Here is a 21,084-nt window from a genome sequence, read left to right on the forward strand (position 1 = left end):
GAACTTCTCGGGCTGAAGACGGGCGTCCTGAGCCGGTCAGCTGGCCTGGCTGAGAAGCCTGCTCAGGTCGGGCAGCGGAACGTCAAGCCAAGGCTTTGACTGGCCACAGTTGTAGTTGACCCGGGCTGTTCCCCTGGCCTCGGGGGGACTGTCAGTCCACATCTGGGTCGGGTTGAGGAACAGCAGATACTGGACGTTGGGATCAAAGCGCCCTCGGGGTGGCTCAAGATAGAAGCCTCCGCTATCGCGCTCGGTAAACACCGTCATCTCGCGGGGGGCGTCGCCCTTGAAGACCTCGAGAACCTCGATCCGGTAGGTGGTCCACGGGTCCTCGTCATAGTCGGGGCCGGCATCCGCCCAGCTGTCCGTCTGGGCCGTCACGCGCGCCCTTACGACCCAGCGGGAGTCCGCAAACTCCTGGGGGATCGTCGTCGTCGCATACAGTTCACCCTTGTAGATGCACAATGCGTGCGCCGCCGGGGGTCCGGTCAGGGCCAGGGCGGCTGCGACAAGCAAGGGGGTCGGCGACATCATGAGCCGATGCTATCACCGCTCCACCCCGGCGCCAGCGATCCACGAGAACGTGATGCTCTCCCCTTCCCAGACCCTCCGCGCCGCCATCCGCAAGCGCATCAGCGATGTGTTCAACGATGCGGAGAAGGGCGAGCGGCCCGTGATGCGCCGGGGCGATGCCCTGTTCCCGCCGGACTCAGTCGCCTGGCAGGTCAATGGCGATGTCGTCACAATGATGATCGGCGGGGTGTCGGGCTTGCTGCTGCAGATGCTGCACCCGGCGGTGCTGGCCGGGGTCTGGGACCATTCCGACTTTCGCGCGGACATGCACGGGCGGCTGCGCCGCACGGCCAAATTCATCGCCGTAACCACCTATGACCATGCCGAGGCGGGCCGCGCCGCCATCGACAAGGTCAACCGCATCCACAGGAAGCTGGGCGGCACCCTGCCCGACGGTACGGCCTATCGCGTGTCCGACCCCGCCCTGCTCGCCTGGGTCCATGTGACCGAGACGATAAGCTTTCTCGATGCCTGGATCCGCTACGCCCGGCCCGACATGCCGCTGGCCGAACAGGACGCCTATTTCGACGAGATGGCCCGCGTCGGTCAGGCGCTGGGCGCCGATCCCCTGCCCCGGACGCGGGCGGACGCGGAAGCCCTGATCCAGTCGTATCATCCCCAGCTGCGCGCCGACGCCCGCACCCGCGAGGTCGCCGATCTGGTCATGCGCCAGCGGATCGGCTCGCCCGCCGTTGACGCGGCAGCCGGGGTGATCATGCAGGCCGGCTTTGACCTCCTGCCCCCCTGGGCCCAGGCGATGCACGGGCCCAGACCCGCCTTGCCGCGTCCGCTCGTCCGCAACAGCGCCCTGACCACCGCCCGCTTCATCCGCTGGGCCTTCGACCAGTCGCCCAACCGCCGGGTCTGGCCGCGCGAGGCGACCGAGTTTCCGCGTCCTTCCCGTTCCTGATCGCGGCTAGGCAAAGGACGTTGCGGGTCATAGGCTTGCAGCCGGAATTTGCGGAGTGACGATCATGATCAGCGTGCTGGCCGCCCTTGCCCTTCTTGTCCCGGCTCCGGATCCGCAGGACGGCCCTTGGCGCCAGCTGATCGACTTTGTCCCGACCGCAGAGCAGCCTGACGGCACATCCTTGTTTCTGCTCGAGGCGGATATGCTGCCGCAGGGCAGCCCCTCGCGGCGGGAAGAGCGCCCCGTCCGGTATCTCCGGGTCAATCATGGCGCGGTCGTCGGCGATCAGGCCGTGACCCTGGTCACCGGCACCACCGACTGCGACGGCGAGATCCGCATGCAGCAGGTTCAGGTCTTCGACGCCGAAGGCCGAACGCTGGGCGAGGCAACGATCGACGAAGTGGTCCATGCCATCCCCCACTCGGCCGAGAGCCTGATCAGCGACGCCGTCTGCCGGGGGTCCCCGTACCTGTATAACAAGCCTGTGGTCGCCACCCGCGCCGAAGCCACCGCCGGGGCCGGCTCCAGCGCCGCCCTGTCCGCGCCGGCCGACGCTGTCCGCTGGGACGTCGACTATGACGGCCAGGACGACACCGTCCTGATTGCCCTGCGGCCCCACAGCTATCGCCATGACGTCGAGTTCGTGCTGGCGAAGGCCTCGAACCGCAGCCTTAATGTCATTACCGCCAACCCGTTGCCGACCGGCCCGCTACTGGAGCGCCGCATCCGCCCGCTCGAGCGCGATCGCTATCTGACCGCCTGCGATATGAATGAAGGCGCGGACGTCGCGCCCTGCGTCGCCCGCTACCCGCTGGTCCAGCGCGGCGTCGAGGTGGTGACCGAGGGCCAGCCGCCCATCCTCGTCTGGCTGGTCAATGGCGAGCCCCATGTCGCCCGACTGCCGATGGCTGAGTGATCAGGCGGTTCGGTCGCCCCTCACCCGCTCAGACGACCGCGCCGAACAGCCTGCCCACCGCAGCGGTCACCGCCATGGCCAGTGTCCCCCAGAACACCACCCGGACCGCCGAGCGCGCCAGCGGCGCCCCTCCGGCTCCAGCGCCCAGAAGACCAAGCGCCCCCAGTCCGATCAGCGCCGCTCCCGCTACCCACCACAGAAGGGTCGCCAGCGGCGCTATGGCGGCCACCAGCAGCGGCAGGGCCGCACCCATGGCGAAGGTCAGGGCCGAGGTCAGCGCCGCCTGTATCGGCCGGGCGGTCGAGATTTCCGAAATGCCGAGTTCGTCCCGGGCATGGGCCCCGAGCGCATCCTTGTCCATCAGTTGCAGCGCCACCTGGCGCGCCAGGTCCGGATCGACCCCGCGCGCGGCGTAGATGCCGGCCAGTTCCTCGACCTCGGCTTCCCGATCGGCGGCCAGCTCAGCCGTCTCGCGCAGGAGGTCGGCCTTTTCGGTGTCGGACTGCGAACTGACGGAAATATATTCACCGGCCGCCATCGACATCGCACCGGCCACCAGCCCCGCCACGCCCGCGACCAGCACCGCGCCGCGCGGTCCCCCGGCTGCCGCCACCCCCGCCACCAGGCTGGCGGTCGAGACAAGTCCGTCGTTGGCACCCAGCACAGCAGCACGCAGCCAGCCGATGCGTGACACCCGGTGTCTTTCCGCGTGGACCTTCATCCGCGTCATTGTCCCCTCCCCGGACGTCCGCGCCGGTCGCGACCCGCCCCTTCTACACCCTGGCTGTGAGACTGGCCCAGACGAGCCTTAGCCGCTTGACCGGTTCGGGGGCGGCCGGGTCTCTCAGGGCCGCGGGGGCCACGGCAGGAAAGGCCTCGGTCGGCAGCGCCTTCAGGGCCGCATTGGCGGCAGGCCTCAGCGCGCGGGCCTCATCCATGCGTCCGGTCTGGGACAGGCCCCGCACCCGTCCGGCCTCGACCACCGCCGCCTCGTGGCCCGGCCCGGCCAGAATCTGCACCGCCGCCTGCATCGGTCCGACGTAGAAGGCGTCCAGATCGTGGGGCTCGCCGTGCACCCGACCGATGTGCGCCTCGATCAGGGCATCCAGTGGCGCGCGCGGCAGATCGTGCCGTGTGACGGTGCGGGTCAGGGCTTCCAGAACGGGATGGCCGATGCGGGGCACGTTCGCAAACACCCCGTCCATCTGGTCGGCCCACCAGCGGTAGCGCATCTCGGCCAGCAGCGGCTGGGTCACCCGCGTGGGGATGACCATCAGCTCGGACTCGAACGCATACAGCGCAATCAGGTGCGCGCGCCGCGCCTCGTCGCTGACGAAACGGCTGGCCAGCCAGCGGTCCGGATCGTGCGTCCGGACCTGGGCGTCCAGATCGACCGCAGGAGAGTCACTCACGCCTGCCTCCGCCTTACGGGCGGCTGGCGCCGCCCAGCTTGATCGGCTTGGCTTCCTCGGCGAACTCGCCCCGCTTCACGCCCCACAGCAGGATGATCGGCGCGGCCACATAGACCGAGGAATAGGTGCCGACGATGATTCCGAACATCAGGGCCACCGAGAAGCCGAACAGCACCTCGCCGCCCAGGAAGGCCAGCACGGCCAGCACCATGACGGCGGTCACACCGGTGATCACCGTCCGGCTGAGGGTCTCGTTGATCGACAGGTCGATCACCTCTGCCAGGGGCATGCTCTTGTACTTGCGCAGGTTCTCGCGAAGGCGGTCAAACACGACGACGGTGTCGTTCATCGAATAGCCGATCACGGTCAGGATCGCGGCCACCATGTTCAGGCTGAACTCCAGCCGCATGATGACGATCAGGCCGAACGTCAGGATCACGTCGTGCACCAGACCCGCCACGGCGCCCATGCCGAACTGCGGCTCGAACCGGAACCAGATGTAGAGGAACATCAGCACGGTCGCGAGGCCCAGCGCCATCAGGCCAGAGCGGAACAGTTCGCCCGAAACCTTGGAGCCGACCACCGACACCCCGGAATAGGACACTTCGCCCACGGCCTGGGTGATGGCCGCCTCGGCATTGCGTACGACCTCGGTCTGGTCAGCACCCTCCGGCAGTTGGAAGCGCAGCAGGACGGTCGAGCCGTCGACCTGGTTGTTGTCCAGCCGGGCGATGCCCTGGACCCCTACGTCCTGCAGGCCGATGGCGGTCACGGCCCGGGCCACCTCTTCCTGGTCAATGGTCTGACCAGCGGGCTTCGACACTTCCAGCGAGGCGCCACCGCTGAAGTCGATGCCCATGTTCAGACCGGGCGTGAAGCACCCCACGATCGAGGCGATACACAGGATCACCGACAACACCCCGAACAGGCGGGAGTATTTGACGAACTGGAAGTTCGTCTTGGTCGGCAGCAGCTTGATAAGAGGCCATCCACGCATCGGCTTACTCCGCGACCGGCAGTTTCTTGGGCTTGGCGACCTTCAGCCACCAGGCCAGTCCCACCTGCGCGACCAGAACGGCCGACAGCATGGAGGTGAAGACGCCGATCGACAGCGTCCAGGCGAAGCCGCGCACCGGGCCCGCCCCGAAGAAGAACATGATGATCGCCGCCACCAGCGTCGTCAGGTTGGCGTCGACGATGGTGCCCATGGCCTTGTTGAAGCCGGCGTCCAGCGAGGCGATCACGCTGCGCCCCTGTCGGGCCTCGTCACGCATCCGCTCATAGATCAGAACGTTGGCGTCCACGGCCACGGCAAAGGTCAGGATCAGACCCGCGATACCGGGAAGCGTCAGCGTCGCCTGGGTCATCGACATGGCCGCGAGGATCAGGAGGCCGTTCAGAACCAGACCGATCACCGAAATGCCGCCGAACAGCACGCCATAGGCCAGGAACATGAAGACCACGATCACGACAAAGCCCAGCGCCGTGGCCCGCATGCCGCGATCCACGGCATCCTTGCCCAGCTCGGCGGTCACGGTCCGGCGCTCCTCGACCTTCAGCGGCGCCGGCAGGGCCCCGCCGTTCAGCAGGCTGACCATTTCCGAGGCCGAGGCGATTGAATAATTGCCCTCGATGACGCCCGAGCCGCCGAGGATGGCGCTGCGGATCACCGGGGCGGAAATCACCTTGCCGTCCAGAATGATGGCGAACCGGCGTCCGATGTTCGAGGCCGTCGCCTCACCAAAGCGACGGGCGCCTTGGCTGTCGAAGTTGAAGCCGATGGCCGTCTGGCCATTCTGGTCCTGGGTCACAAAGGCCCGGGTCAGGTTCTCGCCCGACACCAGAATGCGGCGCTTGACCAAGAGCGGTGTGCCCAGCTCGTCCTGCATCAGCACGGCATCGGGCGGCACCCGGCCCTGCAGGGCATCTTCGATGCTGTTGCTTTCATCCACCATCTGGAAGGTCAGTTGCGCCGTCTGGCCAATCACCCGCTCCAGCTCGGCGGGATCGCTCTCGCCGGGGGCCTGAATGACGATGCGGTCCGCGCCCTGGCGCGTGATCGACGGCTCCCGCGTGCCCAGGCTGTCGATCCGGCGGCGCACCACCTCGATCGACTGGGTCACGGCATCCGGCCCCATGCTGTTCAGGGCCGCGTCGGTAAAGGCCACCCGCAGGCGGTTGCCCGACAGACGGTTCAGCTGCCGGTCCGGCACGCCGCCGGCCGAGGTCCGTCCCACCACGTCGCGCAGGGCGGCAAAGGCTTTGTCCACGTCCGCATCGCTGGCCAAGGTGACAACGACGCCCGCATCCTCGGTCTGCATCGAGACCGGCGTGATCTGGGCCTCACCCAGCGCCTGACGGACGTCCTCGACCGTATTGCCGACCCGCTTGGACTGCATCTCGGTCACATCGACCTCGAGCAGCAGATAGGACCCGCCCTGAAGGTCGAGGCCCAGATTCAGCGTATTCTTGGGCAGGAAGCCGGGCAGCGCGTCGCGCTGGGCCGGCGTCAGCAGATTGGGGTAGGCGAACAGCAGTCCGAACGCCAGGGACAGAGCCAGAAGGATCACCTTCCAGCGCGACAGATGGATCATGGTTCGCTTCCCCGAAGGCCGGCCCTGGTCAGGCCTTGGCGCTCTTGGCCTTACGTTCGATGGCCGGAGCGGTGCGGCCACGCACCTCGGTGATCATCGTCTTGACGACCCGCACGTTCACGCCCTGGGCGATCTCGGCCATGACTTCCTCGGCCTCGACCCGCGTCACCTTGGCGATCATGCCGCTCGACAGCACGATGGTGTCGCCGCGCTTGACCGAGGACACCAGCTCCTGGTGCGCCTTCATCCGCTTCTGCTGCGGCCGGATCAGCAGGAAGTAGAACAGGACGAAGATGGCGACGAACGGCAGAAAGTTCACCAGCAGCGGCAGGATGCCGCCGTCGGCCGCCACGGCCATCAGCAGGATGGGGTCTTGGTCTGTCATGGTTTCTCCCGGCACGGATCGTTGTCCGGCCACATGTCTCGAATGTGGCGCGGAACCTAGGGGGCCGGACGCCTGAATGCAACGGACCTCAGGGCCCGCGAACGCGACTTATCGCGGCAGTTGCGTCACGGGGTCCAGCGGCACCGGCTGATCGCCCTGCATGCGCCACACCTCAAAGTGGATCGAGGGGCGTCCGTCACCGGCTGTATCGCCCACGGTGCCCAGTTGCTGACCGGCCTCGACGTCATCACCTTCGCGCACCAGGGCCGAGCCCAGATGGCCATAGACCGTCCGCCAGCCGTCCCGGTGCAGCACCAGCACCGTCAGCCCCTGCCCCGGCAAGGTGTCGCCGACATAGCCGACCCGTCCGGCGGCCGAGGCCCGGACCGGCTCGCCCAGCGGCGCGCCGATATTGATGCCGTTGTTGCGCTCGCCCATGCCGACGGGGCCGAAGCGGCGCAGGATCTCGCCCCGCAACGGCCAGTCCAGCGGCCCGTTGCGCGCGGTCGATCCGCTGGCGATGGGCGGCATGGGGGCATTGCCCGAGGGCGGCGGCGGCGGGGGCGGCAGGGCACCGGACGGCACGCGCACCCCGGTGGGTGAAGGCCCGGTGGCATAGGGGTCGCGGCCCGAATCCACGGCGGAGTCCGGCAGCACCACATCGGCGCCGACGCTGAGCGCCGCACGCGGACCCAGATCATTCATCTCGATCAGCACCTGAATGGGGGTCAGGAACCGGCGGCCGATCCCCGACAGGGTGTCGCCCGGCTGCACCGTATAGCGCGCACCCGCCACCCGGCTGACCGGTAGCGGCTCGAGTGCGGGCGGAGGCGGCACCTCTGCTTCAGGGGGCGGCGGGAGCGTGCCGGTTGTATCCAGCGCCCCGCCCTCGATCTCGCCCCGCGGCGCGGTCGAGCCGTATTCCACCGCGGGCGGCAGGCCGGCTTCGCGGGCCGGCGGCGGGGCCTCGTTCGGGCCGACGACCCGCACCCCGGTCGGGTTGACTGGCATGGGCCGCGTCGAATAGCGCGGCTCGCTGGGATAGCTGGCACAGGCCGCCATGGTCATCATACCCATGGCCAAAGCCAGAAGGGTCATCCCCTGACGGATGCTCACCATCGCCTGTCTCCTCTCGGTCCCGATTCCTCAGCCCCCGGTGTGCCCCGGCGCGGCCCCCAAGCCAACCCGCCAAACCGCGCCAAAATGGGGCGCCAAGGTTAACAGCCCCCGGAAATCCGGCGTCAGCCTTCCTTCGCCGTGCCCTCGACCAGCGGCACAAAGCGCACCTCCGTCAGGCTCTCACGGTGGAAGGAACCGTCGGGCTGGCCGACATAGCGGTTCAGCATCTGCACCGACGTCCGCCCCACCGGACACACCAGAATCCCGCCCGGCTTCAGCTGTTTCAGCAGTTCCGTCGGCTCGTGCGGCGCGGCCGCCGTCACCATGATGCGGTCAAAGGGCGCCTGTTCGGGCCAGCCCATGCCGCCGTCGCCATGCCGGGTGATGACATTGTCGATCTGCAGGGTCTTCAGCTTCGCCTCGGCCTCGTTCAGCAGGCTGCGATAGCGCTCGACCGAATAGACATAGCGTGCCAGCCGGCTCAGCACCGCGCACTGATAGCCACTGCCCGTGCCGATCTCGAGCACCCGGTGGCGCGGCTGCACCTCCAGCGCCTGGGTCATCAGGCCGACGATATAGGGCTGGCTGATCGTCTGGGCACAGTCGATCGGCAAGGCCTGGTCCTCCCAGGCCTGATCGAGGAATTTCTCGTGCACGAAGACCGCGCGGTCGATTGATTCCATCGCCGCAAGCACGCGGGGATCGGTCACCCCCTGCTGCCGCAGGCCCAGGATCAGCCGCCCCGCCCGATCGTCGTTCAGCTTCATCCCACCGTCCTCGGGACCGCCCCGCCCAGCACACCCTTCAGGTCATGCATACTCGGCCGGTGGGTCAGGTCGATGTGCAGCGGCGTCACCGAGATCCGCCCCTCGTCCATGGCGCGCAGGTCGGTGCCGGGGGCGTGGTCCTGCTTCTCGCCACGGAAGCTCATCCAGTAGTAGTCCCGCCCGCGCAGGTCGGTGCGCTTGACCGCGTGCATCTCGCCGATCTGACGGAAGCCCTGGCGGGTCACCTCGACCTCGGTCACCGCCTCGGGCGCGCGGGCGGGGAAGTTGATGTTCCACATCACCCCCTCGTGCCACTCCTGCGCCATCAGCCGCGACAGTATCGGCGGCGCATGCGTCTCGGCGGTCTCCCAGTGCGCCGTCACCTCATCGTGGAAGCGCTCAAGGCTCTGAGACAGGGCGATCGAGCGGATGCCGAACGCCATCCCCTGCAGGGCGCCGGCCACCGTGCCGGAATAGGAGCAATCCTCGCCGACATTGTGCCCGCGATTGACCCCCGACAGCACCAGATCGGGCCGCTCGGGCATCAGATCATTGACCGCCAGCACCACACAGTCGGTCGGCGTGCCGGTCACGGCGAACCGCTTGTCGCCCATCCGGTTGACCCGCAGCGGCTCGGTCAGGGTGATGCCGCGCCCCTTGCCCGATTGTTCGACCGCCGGCGCACAGATCCACACATCGTCCGACAGGGTCCGCGCGATCCGCTCCAGACAGGCCAGACCCTCCGCCTCGATCCCGTCGTCATTGGTCAGAAGAATACGCATCAGATGGGACTCAACCTCAGTTCGCTGGCCGGATATCATCGGCCAGAAGCACCGTATCGCCGCCACAGCTGTTCCGGATGACCGACCCCCGGTGCCGGATCAGGCTCCCGTCCCGGCCGGACCAGGGCATCATACGCGCGCTGATCGTCACGCGGCTGTTGTCCAGACCCTGACGCGCCTGATCCATTTGGGCGCGTGACGCGGCGCCCGACACACAGGACCCGGAGAACGGCGACCGGTCACTCTCTGGGTTGCCATAAAACCGGAATTCCTCGCCTTCGAACCGCACCCACCCGGTCACGCTGAAGTGGGCCCCCTCGACGGGTGTGGACAGTCTGGCGGTAGGAGCGGTGACAGTGCAGGCCGTCAGGCCAAGCACACTGATGACGCCCAGAACTACGGCTGGACTACGGACCGACATGCGTCACCCCTTCCGGCATGTAGCGCTTCAGGACTTCGGGCACGGCGATGCGGCCGCCCTCTTCCTGATAGTTCTCCATGACGGCCACCAGCGTCCGCCCGACCGCCAGGCCCGAGCCGTTCAGCGTGTGCACGAACTCGGTCTTCTTCTCGCCCGCCCGCTTGAAGCGCGCGTCCATCCGCCGGGCCTGGAAGTCCCCGCAGTTCGAGCAACTGCTGATCTCGCGATAGGTGTCCTGGCTGGGCAGCCAGACCTCGAGGTCAAAGGTCTTCCGCGCCGAAAAGCCCATGTCGCCCTTGCACAGCAGCATCCGCCGATAGGGCAGCTCCAGCGCCTGCAAGACCGCCTCGGCACAGCCGGTCATGCGCTCGTGCTCGGCGTCCGAATCCTCGGGCCGGGTGATCGAGACCAGCTCGACCTTGGAGAACTGGTGCTGGCGGATCAGGCCGCGCGTGTCCCGCCCCGCCGACCCCGCCTCGGCCCGGAAGCACGGCGTCAGCGCCGTCAGCCGCACGGGCTGCGCCAGTTCCTCCTCCGACAGGATCGTCTCGCGCACGAGGTTGGTCAGGGAGACTTCGGCCGTGGGGATGAGCCAGCGGCGCTCGGGGTCCCGCTGCTCAAGCGCGAAGAGCAGATCGTAGACCGCTTGATAGCCGAGATCGTCGGCCAGATTCCGACTTTGGCCATGCCTCAGTTCGAAAGACACCGCGCGATCAAAAGCCGGGACGTAATCGTTGATGATGCGCCGACGCTGCTCTTCCAGCGAGACACCCGTCGCGAAAAGGTCATCCGAAAACTTCGGCAGCTGCCCCGTCCCGAACATGGCCTCGTCGCGGACCAGATAGGGCGGGTTGACCTCCAGATAGCCGTGCTGGACCGTCTGCATGTCCAGCATGAACTGACCCAGCGCCCGTTCCAGCCGGGCCAGCCCGCCCTTCAGCACGGCAAAGCGCGCGCCCGACATCTTCGCCGCGGCCTCAAAGTCCAGCAGGCCCAGGGCCTCGCCCAGATCGGCGTGATCCTTGGCCGGGCCCGACTTCCTCGGTTCGCCCCAGCGGCCGGTCTCGACATTGCCGGTCTCATCGTCACCGTCCGGCACATCGTCGGCGGCCAAGTTCTTCAGCCCCGCGAGGATGTCCCGCAACTCCCGGCCCTTTTCGGCCTCGACCGCCTCCTGCGCCGCGATCTCGCCCTTCAGCCCCTCGACCTCGGCCTTCAGCCGCTCAGCCTCGGCCATGTCCTTACGGCCCATGGCCGCGCCGATGGCCTTGGACGCCGCATTCCGCTTCGACAGGGCCTCCTGCCCCGCCGTCTGGGCGGCGCGCAGGTCGCGGTCCAGCTCCAGAATACGGTCGACCATCGCCTCGGCATCCTCCACCCCGCGCGAGGTCCAGCCCGCCACATAGGCCTGCGGGTTGTCACGGATGGCTCGGATGTCGTGCATGGTCGGTCTTCGTCTTCGGGGAGGAAGCGATGCTCTAACGCCCCACGCGGAGTCGGGCAAACCTCCACATCGTTTCCTTCTCCCCTTGCGGGAGAAGGTGGGCCGCGAAAGCGGCTCGGATGAGGGGTGGCGCCGCCCTTAAAGACACCTCCCCACATTCAGCCGCAGCAAGACCCCTCATCCGCCCCCTTCTCAGGGGGCACCTTCTCCCGCAAGGGGAGAAGGACCATGTCCTGGCAGACGCCCTCCGCGCTTTGCCGTAGTCTCTCCGAATCCATGCCCATCCGCCGCCTCCCCCCCGAGACCGTCAACCGCATCGCCGCCGGCGAGGTGGTCGAGCGCCCGGCCAGTGCCGTCAAGGAGCTGGTCGAGAACGCCCTCGATGCCGGCGCCACCCGCATCGAGGTCCAGATCGAGGGCGGCGGCCTGACCCGCATCCTGGTCGCCGACGACGGCCACGGCATGGCCCCGGACCAGCTGGAACTGGCCATCGAGCGCCACGCGACCTCCAAGCTGGAGCCCGACGACGCAGGCGATGTCGACCTGCTGCGTATCTCCACCCTCGGCTTTCGCGGCGAGGCCCTGCCCTCCATCGGTTCGGTCGCCCGGCTGACGCTGACCAGCCGCCCGGCCGCCGGCGGCGACGCCCATGCCCTGCGCGTCGAGGGCGGGCGCGTCACCCCGCCCGGCCCCGCCGCCTTCCCCGGCCCGCACGGCACCCGGGTCGAGGTGCGCGACCTGTTCTATGCCACCCCCGCCCGGCTCAAGTTCATGAAGTCCGAGCGCGCCGAGGCCATGGCCATCGCCGAGGAGCTGCGCCGTCAGGCCATGGCGCACGAGGCCGTCACCTTCGCGCTGGACGTCGAGGGCCGCTCCGTCCTGCGCCTGCCCGCCGAACATCCGGGCGACGAAGGCCGCCTGCGCCGTTTGGCCGCCATCCTCGGCCGCGATTTCGAGGCCAATGCCCTGCTGGTCGACCACACCCGCGACGAGGTCCGCCTCAGCGGCTATGCGGGCCTGCCCACCTATTCGCGCGGCAACGGCCAACACCAGTATCTGTTCGTCAACGGCCGCCCGGTGAAGGACCGCCTGCTGCAGGGCGCCCTGCGCGGGGCCTATGCCGACTTCCTCGCCCGCGACCGCCACCCCGCCGCCGTCCTGTTCCTCGAGGTCGATCCGCTCAAGGTCGACGTCAACGTTCACCCGGCCAAGTCGGAGGTCCGCTTCCGCGACGCCGCCCTGGTGCGTGGCCTGATCGTCGGCGGCCTGCGCCACTCCCTCGCCGCCGCCGGCCACCGCGCCTCGACCACCGTCGCCGATCAGGCCCTCACCGGCTTCACCCCCCACAGCGGCATCGGCCCCGCGCCCGCGAGCGCCGCCCCGTCCGCCACCGGCTGGAGCGGCTGGACCGGCTGGAGCTCCGCCGCGGCGGCCGCCCAGACCATCCCCGGCCTCCACGACCGCAGCGCCCGCGTCGAGCCAGAGCGCTCCCCTACTGCCTACGCCCTACTGCCTACTGCCCCGCAGGCTCCCGAGCCTGCGGACATCGACCTCCCCCTCGGCGTCGCCCGGGGCCAGCTGCACGGCACCTATATCGTCGCCCAGACCCGTGACGGCCTGGTCCTCGTCGACCAGCACGCCGCCCACGAGCGCCTCGTCTATGAGCGGATGAAGGCCCAGATGGCCGAGGGCGGCGTCACGCGGCAGGCCCTGCTGGTGCCCGAGGTGGTCGAGCTGGACCCCGCCGAGGCCGAGCGCGTCACTGACCGCGCCGGCGAACTGGCCGAGCTGGGTCTGGTGGTCGAACCCTTCGGCGCCGGCGCCGTCCTGGTCCGCGAAGTCCCCGCCCTGCTCGGCCGCGTCGATGCCGCCGGCCTGGTGCGCGACATCGCCGACGACCTCTCCGAACACGGCGCGGCGCTTGCCCTCAAGGAACGCCTCGGCGAGGTCTGCGGCACCATGGCCTGCCACGGCAGCGTCCGCGCCGGCCGGGTGCTGTCAGGGCCCGAGATGAACGCCCTCCTCCGCCAGATGGAAGCGACGCCGCACTCCGGCCAGTGCAACCACGGCCGCCCGACCTACGTGGAGCTCAAGCTGGCCGATCTGGAGAAGCTGTTCGGGAGACGGTGAGGGAGCCTTGAGCCATGGAGCGACTCGGCCCAAAGTCCGTTAGGCTTTCCTTAGTAGTATTTGCTGGTCGTCGCGCGCGAATCAGCTAAGATATACCTTGCCTTGGGACAAGTCGGGCCCAAGGGGACCAGGTTAATGGACGCAAGGACGATCTTCGCCGAGGCGAGGAGCAACTTGCACCAGATCGCGGATTGCCCGGTGGGCATGATGAGGTCTCCATGACCGGCGTCACGAGTATACGCCAGAATGTTACTGCCGTGGCTGGCTTAGGCCAGAACATTGTCGTGAATGCAGCCGGGGGAACGCGAGGGTTGAACGGCACCCGCCCCCGGCGCGTAACGCAGCGGAAACTCAAGGTTCGCAGTTACACCCATTTCGATGACCCATTAGAGCAGTCAGCTCTGGACGCTTTGGTGCTCACTCCCGAACGCGTCGAACGCAATCCATTCCTTCCGCTTCTCGGTTACGAGAAGACGACGCGGAAGATCGACTTCGATGTGTTCCCACCTCTCCCAAAAGAGAAATCACGCGCCATCCGATACGCGGGGCACATGGATTCCGCCATCTACGCCACTTATGCCTTCGATCTGGGCGACCGGTACGAGGCGATCCTTAGTGAGCGCGATATCGGCGACTGCGTCTTGGCCTACAGAGGGGGCATTGGATACAATGTCCCTTTCGCGAAGTCCCTTTTTGATGAGATTCGAAATCGCGGAGATTGCTGGGTCGTCTGCCTCGATCTTTCAAAGTTTTTCGGCAACCTTCAGCACAATGTCTTGCGAACTCGGTTGGCGACAGTCTTGGGTTGCGATCATCTTCCGGCCGATTGGTACGCCATCTTTCGCCGGCTCACGCGGTACGAACACGTTGACGCCAAGGCTCTTGAGGCTCGCTTAGGAAAGCCCAAGGGCAAGCGCATCTGTGGGATAGACGCCTTCCGCGATGCGGTCCGCCCCCTAATCCGTCGCAACGAAACGGGCCGGGGTATCCCTCAAGGAACACCTCTCTCCGGCCTCCTCGCCAATATCTACATGCTAGAGTTCGATGAAGCATTGCGTCGCTGGCTGAGCGAGCATGGCGGCTCTTACCGGCGCTATAGCGATGACATTGCTGTGGTGCTGCCATCACCGGACTTGGAGGCCGAATTCAGCTCATTCATCAAGGCGAAAGCTGATGCTATTGGACTTGAATTCAACGATAGCAAGACTTGCAGAACTCGGTTCATACGCGAGGGTAAACGCCTGACGTCTGACGGTGACGAGCTCCAATACTTAGGGTTCACCTTCGATGGAACGGATATCCGCATCCGGCCGCAGAGCATTAAAGCCTTCTATGCGCGGATGAAGAGGAATTTGCGACGCTACATCAAAGCGGCGAAACGAAAGGACATCGCGTCGAGCCAGATTCGTAAACGTGTTCTCATCGGTCGCTTTACTCACTGGGGTGATAATCGAAATTTCGTTCAATACGCATACCGTGCCGCGCGTGAGCTGAAGTCTCCAGCAATCCGCCGACAGTTGCGTAACCACGTAGGCATCTTCGATCGATATTGGGCGCAGATGATAGGGAAGTTCTATCCCTCACTAGCCGAGTCGGTTTCGTCATCCGTCAACTTGGGAGCTGAAAATGTCGAATAGGCAAATGGAAGAAGCAGCAGAGCAGCGTTTAAGCTCGTACATTGCTCAGCAGCTTGGTGTGTCAATTGACGCGCTGGACGAACACCCATTCCAGATTGAAGAGAACGCCAGCGACGACGGGATAATTTATAGCTGGCGCATCCTGTGGGATGACACGCCTCCCGAAGGCGTAACGACTTACGGTGCTCCCAAAGCACTTTGGTCCGAAATCCATCCTGCCGATGAAAGTGACGTTGAGAGTTAATCCCCCCTCCCTCCTGTTCGTCTGTCTCGGCAATATCTGTCGCTCGCCGCTGGCCGAGGGAGCGTTGCGCCATGTGGCGCGGCAGCAGGGGCTCGCGCTGAGGCTCGACTCGGCGGGGACCGGGGACTGGCATGTCGGCCATCCGCCCGATCCGCGCGCGATCGCGGCGGCGCGCCGGAACGGGGTGGATATCTCGGACCTGAGGGCGCGACAGGTGACGGCGGACGACTTCACCCGCTTTGACCACATCCTGGCCCTCGACCGGCAGAACCTCGCCGACCTGCGCCGTCTGGCCCCCGCCGGCAGCACCGCCCGCCTCACCCTGTTGCTGGATCACGTCCCGGGGCGCGAAGGTCAGGGCGTGGCCGATCCGTACACCGGCACCGCCGCCGACTTCGACCAGACCTGGGCCGACGTCACGGCAGCCGCGGCGGGGCTGGTGCAAACCCTTCTCCCCTCCGGGGGAGAAGGTGTCAGGCGGAGCCTGACGGATGAGGGGGACGCCTGACACGATACCGGAAGCGTGGGCGTTTGCTCTCAACCGCCCCCTCATCCGGGCCGCTCTCGCGGCCCACCTTCTCCCCCGAGGGGAGAAGGATCGCTGACCCGATGCCCCCAGCCATCACAGCCGCCCCCGAATTCCCGCGCCTTTCCAAAGCCCCTCCCGTTTCCCGACCCGACTTGCCCGCCTCAGTCCAGCCGTATGCGACTCTCCTCCCGTCCCGTCGCGCGGAGGGCTCGTAAGGCCTGCGACCTTGTGAGCGGCGGGAGCGATGGAGCGGGGTTGGAGGAAGCCAACACCCGGCTTTCGGGCCTCAAGCAGCGAGGCTCCGCGAGCCGAGCGTTAGGCCCACCTTCATGCACCCTCGATCTCCGCCTCCGGGTGCGGGATTGGGGTAAGGGTCGAGGGGGATACTCGGCCGTTCCGGGAGGTGTCGCAGGACGCCCCCGCCCGTCGGAGGCGCTGCGGTAAGGCCCGAACACGGCCACCCGACGCAAGCTTCCGGAAAACCACCGCGCGGAGCGTCGGCCTTCGTCGAAACGGTAAACTCTAATCACTCCGGGCGAAGGCCCGGCGCTCCGCCTGCCCTCCACCTCTGCCTGCCGGGCGAGAGGCGCTTTCGCGCGCCGTCCCTAGGCCTCGCGCCGCAGGAACAGCACCTGCGCCGCGCCATAGTCGCGCTGGTCCAACCGCTCATAGCCGGGGGTCTCGATGTCCGGCTCGGTCGCGCCGCGTTCGAACACCACGATCGCGCCGGGCGCCAGCCAGTTGCCCTCGATCAGCCGGGTCAGGGTCTGTTCCCCCAGACCCTTGCCATAGGGAGGATCCAGAAACGCCAGCGTAAACGCCTCGCCCGCCGAGCCGGGGCGGGTGCCCAGATCGGTGGCGTCGCGGCGGTGCACCCGCGTCGCCCCCATCAGGCCATAAGCATCGGCATTTTCGCGGATGGCGCCGCGCGCCTCGTCCGCCGTCTCGACGAACAGGCAGAAGGCCGCCCCCCGGCTCATGGCCTCAAAGCCCAGCGCGCCCGAGCCGGCGTACAGGTCCATGACCCGCGCCCTGGCCAGCGCCCCCCCGTCAATATCCTGGGCCCACGCCGCGTGCTCCAGCACATTGAAGACGGCCTGCCGCGCACGGTCGCTGGTCGGGCGGGTGCCCTGACCGTCGGGGGCGACAATCGCCCGCCCCTTCAGCCGTCCGGCGACGATCCTCATTTCGGCGTGCGACCGCCTCGCGGACCACCCCGGGCGGGCGGGCGACCGCCGCCACCGCCTGCCGGGCGCCCGCCTGAGCCACCCCCGGGCCGGCCGCCGGGTTTACCGCCCGGCTTGCCGAAGGACTTTCCGGCGGGCTTGCCGCCCCGTCCCTCGCCCCTCGGCTTGTCACCCCGGGACTTCTCGCCCCGGGGCTTGTCGATGAACTGGTCCTCGCGCGGCTTGAAGGCGCGTTTGGGCCGCTCGAGGCCCTCCCCGCCCTCGCCGTCCGGTCGGGCGCGGGGCTTGAACGATTTGGTGTGCTCGAACTTCGGCTTTGCCTTGGCCCAGCCATCCTTTTTCGGTGCCCGGCGTCCGGTCTCGGCGCGCTCGGCGGCCTCGGTCGTGGCGACGCCCGCCGCGCGGACCCGGCTGGGCTTCCTCGAGGGGTCCGACAGGGCCGAGCCCGACTTGCCGACCACCACCGGGCCACGCGGGCGCCGGCCGGGGATGGGCGCGGGGGTCGAGACCGTATTGCCCTGCGGCAGGTTCTCGGGCCGGATATACTCGGCCAGCATCTCGCGGATCACCCGGGGGCCGACCTCCTCGACCGAGCCGACCGGCAGGGTGCCCAGCTGGAACGGCCCGTACGCCAGGCGGATCAGCCGGTTGACCGTCAGGCCGACCGACTCCAGCACCTTGCGGACCTCGCGGTTCTTGCCCTCGGTGATCGACACGCTCAGCCACAGATTGGCCGGGCCGCGCCCGTCCTCGCTGGCCGTCTCTTTCGCCTTGTCGATGGTCGCCTCGATCGGGCCATAGTGGACGCCGTCGACAGTGGTGCCGTTCTTCAGCGTATCCAGCTTGTCCTGGGCGATGCGCCCGCGCGCCCGCGCCCGGTACTGTCGCACCAGCGCCGTGGTCGGTAGTTCCAGCGCCCGGCTCAGCTCACCGTCATTGGTCAGCAGCAGCAGGCCCTCGGTGTTGAGGTCCAGCCGCCCGACCGAGATCACCCGGGGCAGGCCGCTGGGCAGGGCGTCGAACACCGTCGGCCGCCCGGCCGGATCCATGTGCGAGGTCACCAGCCCGGCGGGCTTGTGATAGCGCCAGACGCGCGTCGCCTCGGCCGCGCCCACCGGCTTGCCGTTGACGGTGATCACATCGTCGCGGGTCACCAGAGTAGCCGGCGTGTCGAGGATCTTGCCGTTGACGGCCACCTGTCCCAGGCCGATCAGCCGCTCGACCTCGCGGCGGCTGGCGATCCCGGCCCGCGCCAGTGCCTTGGCGATCCGCTCGGTGCGCTTGGGCTCGGGCTTGCCGCCCTTGGCGTCGCGCGGTCCATCCTTGCGGTCGTATTTTCCGCCCGGTTTGCGGCCGGCAGGGCCGCCGCGCTCTTGACGCGGGCGGGGCTTCTTGTCGTTGTCTTTGGAATGACGGTCCATGATGAGCGGTTCATGCGCATGGCATTGGCCCTGGCGCAAGCGGCGGCGGACGCGGACGAGGTCCCTGTCGGCGCAATTCTGGTGGATGAGGCCACCGGAACCGTCATCGCCGAAGGTGCAAACCGGCCGATTTCCAGCTGCGATCCCACGGCCCACGCCGAAATCGTCGCCTTGCGTGCCGGGGCCGAGGCACTCGGAAACTACCGTCTCACGGGCCTGACGCTCTATGTGACGCTGGAGCCCTGCCCCATGTGCGCGGGCGCCCTCAGTCTGGCGCGCGTCGGCCGGGTCGTCTGGGCCGCCGATGATCCCAAGGGCGGCGGCGTCATCCACGGCCCCCGCGTGTTTGACCAGCCGACCTGCCACTGGCGGCCGGCGACGGAGCACGGACTGCTGGCCGACGAGGCCGCCGATCTGCTGAAAGGCTTCTTCCGCGCCCGGCGGGGAACGGCCTCCGCCCGCGCCCGTTCGGAAGCCGAACCGACCCCCGAGGGACACCGCCCATGATCCGAGTCCTGATCGTCTGCGCCGGACTGACGGCCGCCCTGTCCGCCTGCGACAATCCCACACCGGTCAGCGACGACGGCGATGCCGTGCAGGAGCGGGCGGTTGAGGCGCAGACGGCCCGGCGCCGCACCGGGGCGGAAATCCAGGAGCGGATTCTGCACCGCCAGATCGAGGCCTCCTACGTCTGCGTCGGCGGCGACCGCCTGACCGTCGATTTCGATAACCGCCGCGAGATGGCAACCGTGCGCAACTCGACCGGTGAGGCCTTCGATCTCTATCTGGAGCGGGCGGAGGACGGCATCTGGTATCGCGGCAGCGGCAATGAATTGCGCGGCTCGGGCACGGAGGCCGTCTGGAGCGTCAAGGGCCGTGACCCGGTCGACTGCCGGGCGGTCGACTAGGTCGCGCCCGCCGCCTTCAGGAACGCGCGAACGCGGGCCGCCTCGACGTCGCGTGCCACGAATGCCTCGCCGATCCGGCGGTCCAGCACCAGGGTGAGACGCCCGCCCTCGGCCTTCTTGTCCTCGGCCATCCGGTCCAGCAGGGCATCCGCCTTGAAGGCCCCGACGTCGGACAGGCGCGTCGGCAGCCCCGCGGCCTGCATGGCGGTGGCGACCCGGTCCGCCTCATCTTGTGAGCACAGGCCTTCCCGGGCCGAATAGCCGAACGCCAGGACGCAGCCGAGCGCGACCGCCTCCCCGTGGGTCAGGAGGCTCTCGTCGAAGCCCAGTTCGGCCTCCAGCGCATGGCCGAAGGTGTGGCCGAGGTTCAGCAGGGCCCTCTGGCCGGCCTCTCGCTCATCCGCGCCCACCACCGCCGCCTTGATGCGCACCGACTGTTCGATGGCCCCGGCCAGTGTGGTGTCGTCCACGCCGACCGGATCGCCGACCGCCGCCAGCGCGTCGAAATAGGCGGCATCGGCCAGCAGGCCATGCTTCAGCATCTCGGCCCAGCCCGACCGCAACTGCCGGTCCGGCAGGGTGCGCAGCACGCCCGTATCGGCCACCACCCGGCGCGGTTGGTGGAAGGCGCCGACCAGATTCTTGCCGCGCGCGGTGTCGATGGCGGTCTTGCCCCCGACCGAGGAGTCGACCTGGGCCAGAAGGGTCGTCGGCACCTGGATGAAGTCGATCCCGCGCATGAACAGGGCCGCCGCCAGCCCGGCCAGATCCCCGATCACGCCGCCCCCCAGCGCGACGACCAGACTGGACCGGTCCAGACCGTGCCCGAGCAGGGCATCGAGCACCTGTTCCAGCGTGCCAAAGCTCTTGCTGGCCTCGCCGGGCGGGACCTGCACCGCGTGAACCCGGGCGCCGCTCGCCTCAAGGGCCGCCATGACCCGCTCGCCATGCAGGCCAAAGACCGTCTGGTCCGAGACCACCGCCACCGCGCGCCCGGGCCGAAGCTCCGGCCACTGGCCGATGGCCTCGATCAGGTTCGGGCCGATCACCACCTCATAGGGCCGGAACCCGGCGCCCGAGACCGCGACGATCCGGCTCATGTCGACGCGCCACGCTGATGCTCGGCGATGGCGCGGATGATGGCGTCAACGGCCTGGGCGTGGGCGCCGGCCCCCACCTCGACCGTGACATCGGCAAAGGCGTAGATCGGATAGCGAACCTCGGCCATCTGCTTCAGCGTTTCCAGCGGATCGCGCCCCCGCAGCAGCGGCCGCGTGTCCCGCCGCCGCACCCGTTCGGCCACGACCTTTAGGTCGGCCCGCATCCAGACCGTCAGGGCCTTCTCCTTCAGCAAAGACCGGGTCTCGGCATTCATCACGGCCCCGCCGCCGGTGGCCAGCACGATCGGCGGCCCCTCGACCAGCCGTTTCATCACCCTGGCCTCACCCGCCCGGAATTCGCCCTCCCCGTAGAGCGAGAAGATGTCCGAGACCGTCATGCCCGCGGCCTCCTCGATCTCGGTGTCGCCATCGGCGAAGGGCACGCCCAGACGGCGCGCCAACCGGCGCCCGACGGTCGACTTGCCAACCCCCATCAGCCCGATCAGGGCGATGGTGCGGTCGACGGTCACGGTCGGGAGCCTGTCAGGCTTGGCGGCGGCGGCGGCTGGGGTCATGATCCCTTCGACCTCTACACCATGGCGCGC

At 68.1% G+C, this 21,084-nt stretch carries 23 protein-coding genes; 8 read left to right on the forward strand and 15 right to left on the reverse strand.

Features of this window, described 5'->3' with window-relative positions; translation table 11 throughout:
• Positions 1–36: 36 nt before the first annotated feature.
• Complete coding sequence (locus LC068_RS03245) at positions 37–534, reverse strand: hypothetical protein (RefSeq protein ID WP_226634518.1); 498 nt, start codon at positions 532–534, stop codon at positions 37–39.
• Positions 535–586: 52 nt separating this feature from the next.
• Here LC068_RS03245 and LC068_RS03250 point away from each other — a divergent pair, with 52 nt between their 5' ends.
• Complete coding sequence (locus LC068_RS03250; protein WP_226634521.1) at positions 587–1,483, forward strand: oxygenase MpaB family protein; 897 nt, start codon at positions 587–589, stop codon at positions 1,481–1,483.
• Between the two features lie 64 nt (positions 1,484–1,547).
• On the forward strand, positions 1,548–2,399 hold the full coding sequence (locus tag LC068_RS03255) for a hypothetical protein (protein WP_226634523.1): 852 nt from the start codon (positions 1,548–1,550) through the stop codon (positions 2,397–2,399).
• A gap of 28 nt (positions 2,400–2,427) precedes the next feature.
• Here LC068_RS03255 and LC068_RS03260 read toward each other — a convergent pair whose 3' ends face one another.
• The 10 genes from LC068_RS03260 to serS all read right to left on the reverse strand — a co-directional run bounded on the left by LC068_RS03260 (position 2,428) and on the right by serS (position 11,323).
• On the reverse strand, positions 2,428–3,129 hold the full coding sequence (locus tag LC068_RS03260) for a VIT1/CCC1 transporter family protein (protein WP_226634525.1): 702 nt from the start codon (positions 3,127–3,129) through the stop codon (positions 2,428–2,430).
• Positions 3,130–3,172: 43 nt separating this feature from the next.
• Positions 3,173–3,811 (reverse strand): squalene/phytoene synthase family protein, encoded by a 639-nt coding sequence (locus tag LC068_RS03265; RefSeq protein WP_226634528.1) that lies wholly within the window; start codon positions 3,809–3,811, stop codon positions 3,173–3,175.
• A 13-nt stretch (positions 3,812–3,824) separates the two neighbouring features.
• Entirely contained in the window at positions 3,825–4,808 is a 984-nt protein-coding gene (gene secF, locus LC068_RS03270) for a protein translocase subunit SecF (RefSeq protein WP_226634530.1), read from the reverse strand.
• A gap of 4 nt (positions 4,809–4,812) precedes the next feature.
• Positions 4,813–6,405: a protein translocase subunit SecD gene (gene secD, locus LC068_RS03275; RefSeq protein ID WP_226634532.1), complete on the reverse strand. Its 1,593-nt coding sequence runs from the start codon at positions 6,403–6,405 to the stop codon at positions 4,813–4,815.
• A 28-nt stretch (positions 6,406–6,433) separates the two neighbouring features.
• Positions 6,434–6,790: a preprotein translocase subunit YajC gene (gene yajC / locus LC068_RS03280; protein WP_404825183.1), complete on the reverse strand. Its 357-nt coding sequence runs from the start codon at positions 6,788–6,790 to the stop codon at positions 6,434–6,436.
• Between the two features lie 108 nt (positions 6,791–6,898).
• Positions 6,899–7,909: a M23 family metallopeptidase gene (locus tag LC068_RS03285; protein ID WP_226634533.1), complete on the reverse strand. Its 1,011-nt coding sequence runs from the start codon at positions 7,907–7,909 to the stop codon at positions 6,899–6,901.
• A gap of 122 nt (positions 7,910–8,031) precedes the next feature.
• A complete protein-coding gene (locus LC068_RS03290; protein ID WP_209120721.1) occupies positions 8,032–8,676 on the reverse strand; it encodes a protein-L-isoaspartate(D-aspartate) O-methyltransferase in 645 nt (214 codons plus the stop codon).
• On the reverse strand, positions 8,673–9,458 hold the full coding sequence (gene surE / locus LC068_RS03295; protein WP_226634534.1) for a 5'/3'-nucleotidase SurE: 786 nt from the start codon (positions 9,456–9,458) through the stop codon (positions 8,673–8,675). Before surE ends, LC068_RS03290 begins: the two co-directional genes overlap by 4 nt.
• 16 nt (positions 9,459–9,474) lie before the next feature.
• Positions 9,475–9,879, reverse strand: a complete 405-nt coding sequence (locus LC068_RS03300) for a hypothetical protein (protein WP_226634535.1) — start codon at positions 9,877–9,879, stop codon at positions 9,475–9,477.
• A complete protein-coding gene (serS, locus tag LC068_RS03305; protein WP_226634536.1) occupies positions 9,866–11,323 on the reverse strand; it encodes a serine--tRNA ligase in 1,458 nt (485 codons plus the stop codon). Before serS ends, LC068_RS03300 begins: the two co-directional genes overlap by 14 nt.
• 276 nt (positions 11,324–11,599) lie before the next feature.
• Here serS and mutL point away from each other — a divergent pair, with 276 nt between their 5' ends.
• From mutL to LC068_RS03325, 4 genes are all read left to right on the forward strand, one after another.
• Positions 11,600–13,453, forward strand: coding sequence for a DNA mismatch repair endonuclease MutL (gene mutL / locus LC068_RS03310; protein WP_226634538.1), 1,854 nt, complete (start codon positions 11,600–11,602; stop codon positions 13,451–13,453).
• A gap of 218 nt (positions 13,454–13,671) precedes the next feature.
• Positions 13,672–15,090 carry an antiviral reverse transcriptase Drt2 gene (drt2, locus tag LC068_RS03315; RefSeq protein WP_226634539.1) on the forward strand — a complete coding sequence of 473 codons (1,419 nt, stop codon included), beginning with the start codon at positions 13,672–13,674 and terminating at the stop codon, positions 15,088–15,090.
• A 4-nt stretch (positions 15,091–15,094) separates the two neighbouring features.
• Positions 15,095–15,334, forward strand: a complete 240-nt coding sequence (locus tag LC068_RS03320; protein WP_226634541.1) for a hypothetical protein — start codon at positions 15,095–15,097, stop codon at positions 15,332–15,334.
• Positions 15,324–15,842: a low molecular weight protein-tyrosine-phosphatase gene (locus tag LC068_RS03325; RefSeq protein ID WP_226634544.1), complete on the forward strand. Its 519-nt coding sequence runs from the start codon at positions 15,324–15,326 to the stop codon at positions 15,840–15,842. The genes LC068_RS03320 and LC068_RS03325 overlap by 11 nt, the downstream gene beginning before the upstream one ends.
• Positions 15,843–16,468: 626 nt before the next feature.
• Here the strand turns inward: LC068_RS03325 and rsmD are convergent.
• Positions 16,469–17,050 carry a 16S rRNA (guanine(966)-N(2))-methyltransferase RsmD gene (gene rsmD / locus LC068_RS03330; RefSeq protein WP_226634546.1) on the reverse strand — a complete coding sequence of 194 codons (582 nt, stop codon included), beginning with the start codon at positions 17,048–17,050 and terminating at the stop codon, positions 16,469–16,471.
• Positions 17,047–18,471, reverse strand: coding sequence for a pseudouridine synthase (locus tag LC068_RS03335; RefSeq protein WP_226634548.1), 1,425 nt, complete (start codon positions 18,469–18,471; stop codon positions 17,047–17,049). The genes rsmD and LC068_RS03335 overlap by 4 nt, the downstream gene beginning before the upstream one ends.
• Before the next feature lie 12 nt (positions 18,472–18,483).
• On the opposite strand from LC068_RS03335, the gene tadA reads away from it, so the two are divergent.
• Together tadA and LC068_RS03345 are read left to right on the forward strand one after the other, a co-directional pair.
• Entirely contained in the window at positions 18,484–18,978 is a 495-nt protein-coding gene (gene tadA, locus LC068_RS03340) for a tRNA adenosine(34) deaminase TadA (protein WP_264182098.1), read from the forward strand.
• Positions 18,975–19,379, forward strand: a complete 405-nt coding sequence (locus tag LC068_RS03345) for an MliC family protein (protein WP_226634551.1) — start codon at positions 18,975–18,977, stop codon at positions 19,377–19,379. The genes tadA and LC068_RS03345 overlap by 4 nt, the downstream gene beginning before the upstream one ends.
• On the opposite strand, the gene aroB is transcribed toward LC068_RS03345, so the two are convergent.
• Positions 19,376–20,479, reverse strand: coding sequence for a 3-dehydroquinate synthase (aroB, locus tag LC068_RS03350; RefSeq protein ID WP_226634552.1), 1,104 nt, complete (start codon positions 20,477–20,479; stop codon positions 19,376–19,378). The two genes, LC068_RS03345 and aroB, sit on opposite strands and share 4 nt — an antisense overlap.
• Positions 20,476–21,054: a shikimate kinase gene (locus tag LC068_RS03355; protein WP_226634553.1), complete on the reverse strand. Its 579-nt coding sequence runs from the start codon at positions 21,052–21,054 to the stop codon at positions 20,476–20,478. Before LC068_RS03355 ends, aroB begins: the two co-directional genes overlap by 4 nt.
• Positions 21,055–21,084: the final 30 nt, after the last annotated feature.

The organism is Brevundimonas poindexterae (assembly GCF_020524625.1).
GTDB lineage: Bacteria > Pseudomonadota > Alphaproteobacteria > Caulobacterales > Caulobacteraceae > Brevundimonas > Brevundimonas poindexterae_A.

Bases quoted from the DNA above. Each gene is read 5' to 3' on its own strand.
- LC068_RS03245 (WP_226634518.1), bottom strand. From the start codon at position 534: ATGATGTCGCCGACCCCCTTGCTTGTCGCAGCCGCCCTGGCCCTGACC.
- LC068_RS03250 (WP_226634521.1), top strand. From the start codon at position 587: ATGCTCTCCCCTTCCCAGACCCTCCGCGCCGCCATCCGCAAGCGCATC.
- LC068_RS03255 (WP_226634523.1), top strand. From the start codon at position 1,548: ATGATCAGCGTGCTGGCCGCCCTTGCCCTTCTTGTCCCGGCTCCGGAT.
- LC068_RS03260 (WP_226634525.1), bottom strand. From the start codon at position 3,129: ATGACGCGGATGAAGGTCCACGCGGAAAGACACCGGGTGTCACGCATC.
- secF (WP_226634530.1), bottom strand. From the start codon at position 4,808: ATGCGTGGATGGCCTCTTATCAAGCTGCTGCCGACCAAGACGAACTTC.
- secD (WP_226634532.1), bottom strand. From the start codon at position 6,405: ATGATCCATCTGTCGCGCTGGAAGGTGATCCTTCTGGCTCTGTCCCTG.
- yajC (WP_404825183.1), bottom strand. From the start codon at position 6,790: ATGACAGACCAAGACCCCATCCTGCTGATGGCCGTGGCGGCCGACGGC.
- LC068_RS03285 (WP_226634533.1), bottom strand. From the start codon at position 7,909: ATGGTGAGCATCCGTCAGGGGATGACCCTTCTGGCTTTGGCCATGGGT.
- LC068_RS03290 (WP_209120721.1), bottom strand. From the start codon at position 8,676: ATGAAGCTGAACGACGATCGGGCGGGGCGGCTGATCCTGGGCCTGCGG.
- surE (WP_226634534.1), bottom strand. From the start codon at position 9,458: ATGCGTATTCTTCTGACCAATGACGACGGGATCGAGGCGGAGGGTCTG.
- LC068_RS03300 (WP_226634535.1), bottom strand. From the start codon at position 9,879: ATGTCGGTCCGTAGTCCAGCCGTAGTTCTGGGCGTCATCAGTGTGCTT.
- serS (WP_226634536.1), bottom strand. From the start codon at position 11,323: ATGCACGACATCCGAGCCATCCGTGACAACCCGCAGGCCTATGTGGCG.
- mutL (WP_226634538.1), top strand. From the start codon at position 11,600: ATGCCCATCCGCCGCCTCCCCCCCGAGACCGTCAACCGCATCGCCGCC.
- drt2 (WP_226634539.1), top strand. From the start codon at position 13,672: ATGACCGGCGTCACGAGTATACGCCAGAATGTTACTGCCGTGGCTGGC.
- LC068_RS03320 (WP_226634541.1), top strand. From the start codon at position 15,095: ATGGAAGAAGCAGCAGAGCAGCGTTTAAGCTCGTACATTGCTCAGCAG.
- rsmD (WP_226634546.1), bottom strand. From the start codon at position 17,050: ATGAGGATCGTCGCCGGACGGCTGAAGGGGCGGGCGATTGTCGCCCCC.
- LC068_RS03335 (WP_226634548.1), bottom strand. From the start codon at position 18,471: ATGGACCGTCATTCCAAAGACAACGACAAGAAGCCCCGCCCGCGTCAA.
- tadA (WP_264182098.1), top strand. From the start codon at position 18,484: ATGCGCATGGCATTGGCCCTGGCGCAAGCGGCGGCGGACGCGGACGAG.
- LC068_RS03345 (WP_226634551.1), top strand. From the start codon at position 18,975: ATGATCCGAGTCCTGATCGTCTGCGCCGGACTGACGGCCGCCCTGTCC.
- aroB (WP_226634552.1), bottom strand. From the start codon at position 20,479: ATGAGCCGGATCGTCGCGGTCTCGGGCGCCGGGTTCCGGCCCTATGAG.
- LC068_RS03355 (WP_226634553.1), bottom strand. From the start codon at position 21,054: ATGACCCCAGCCGCCGCCGCCGCCAAGCCTGACAGGCTCCCGACCGTG.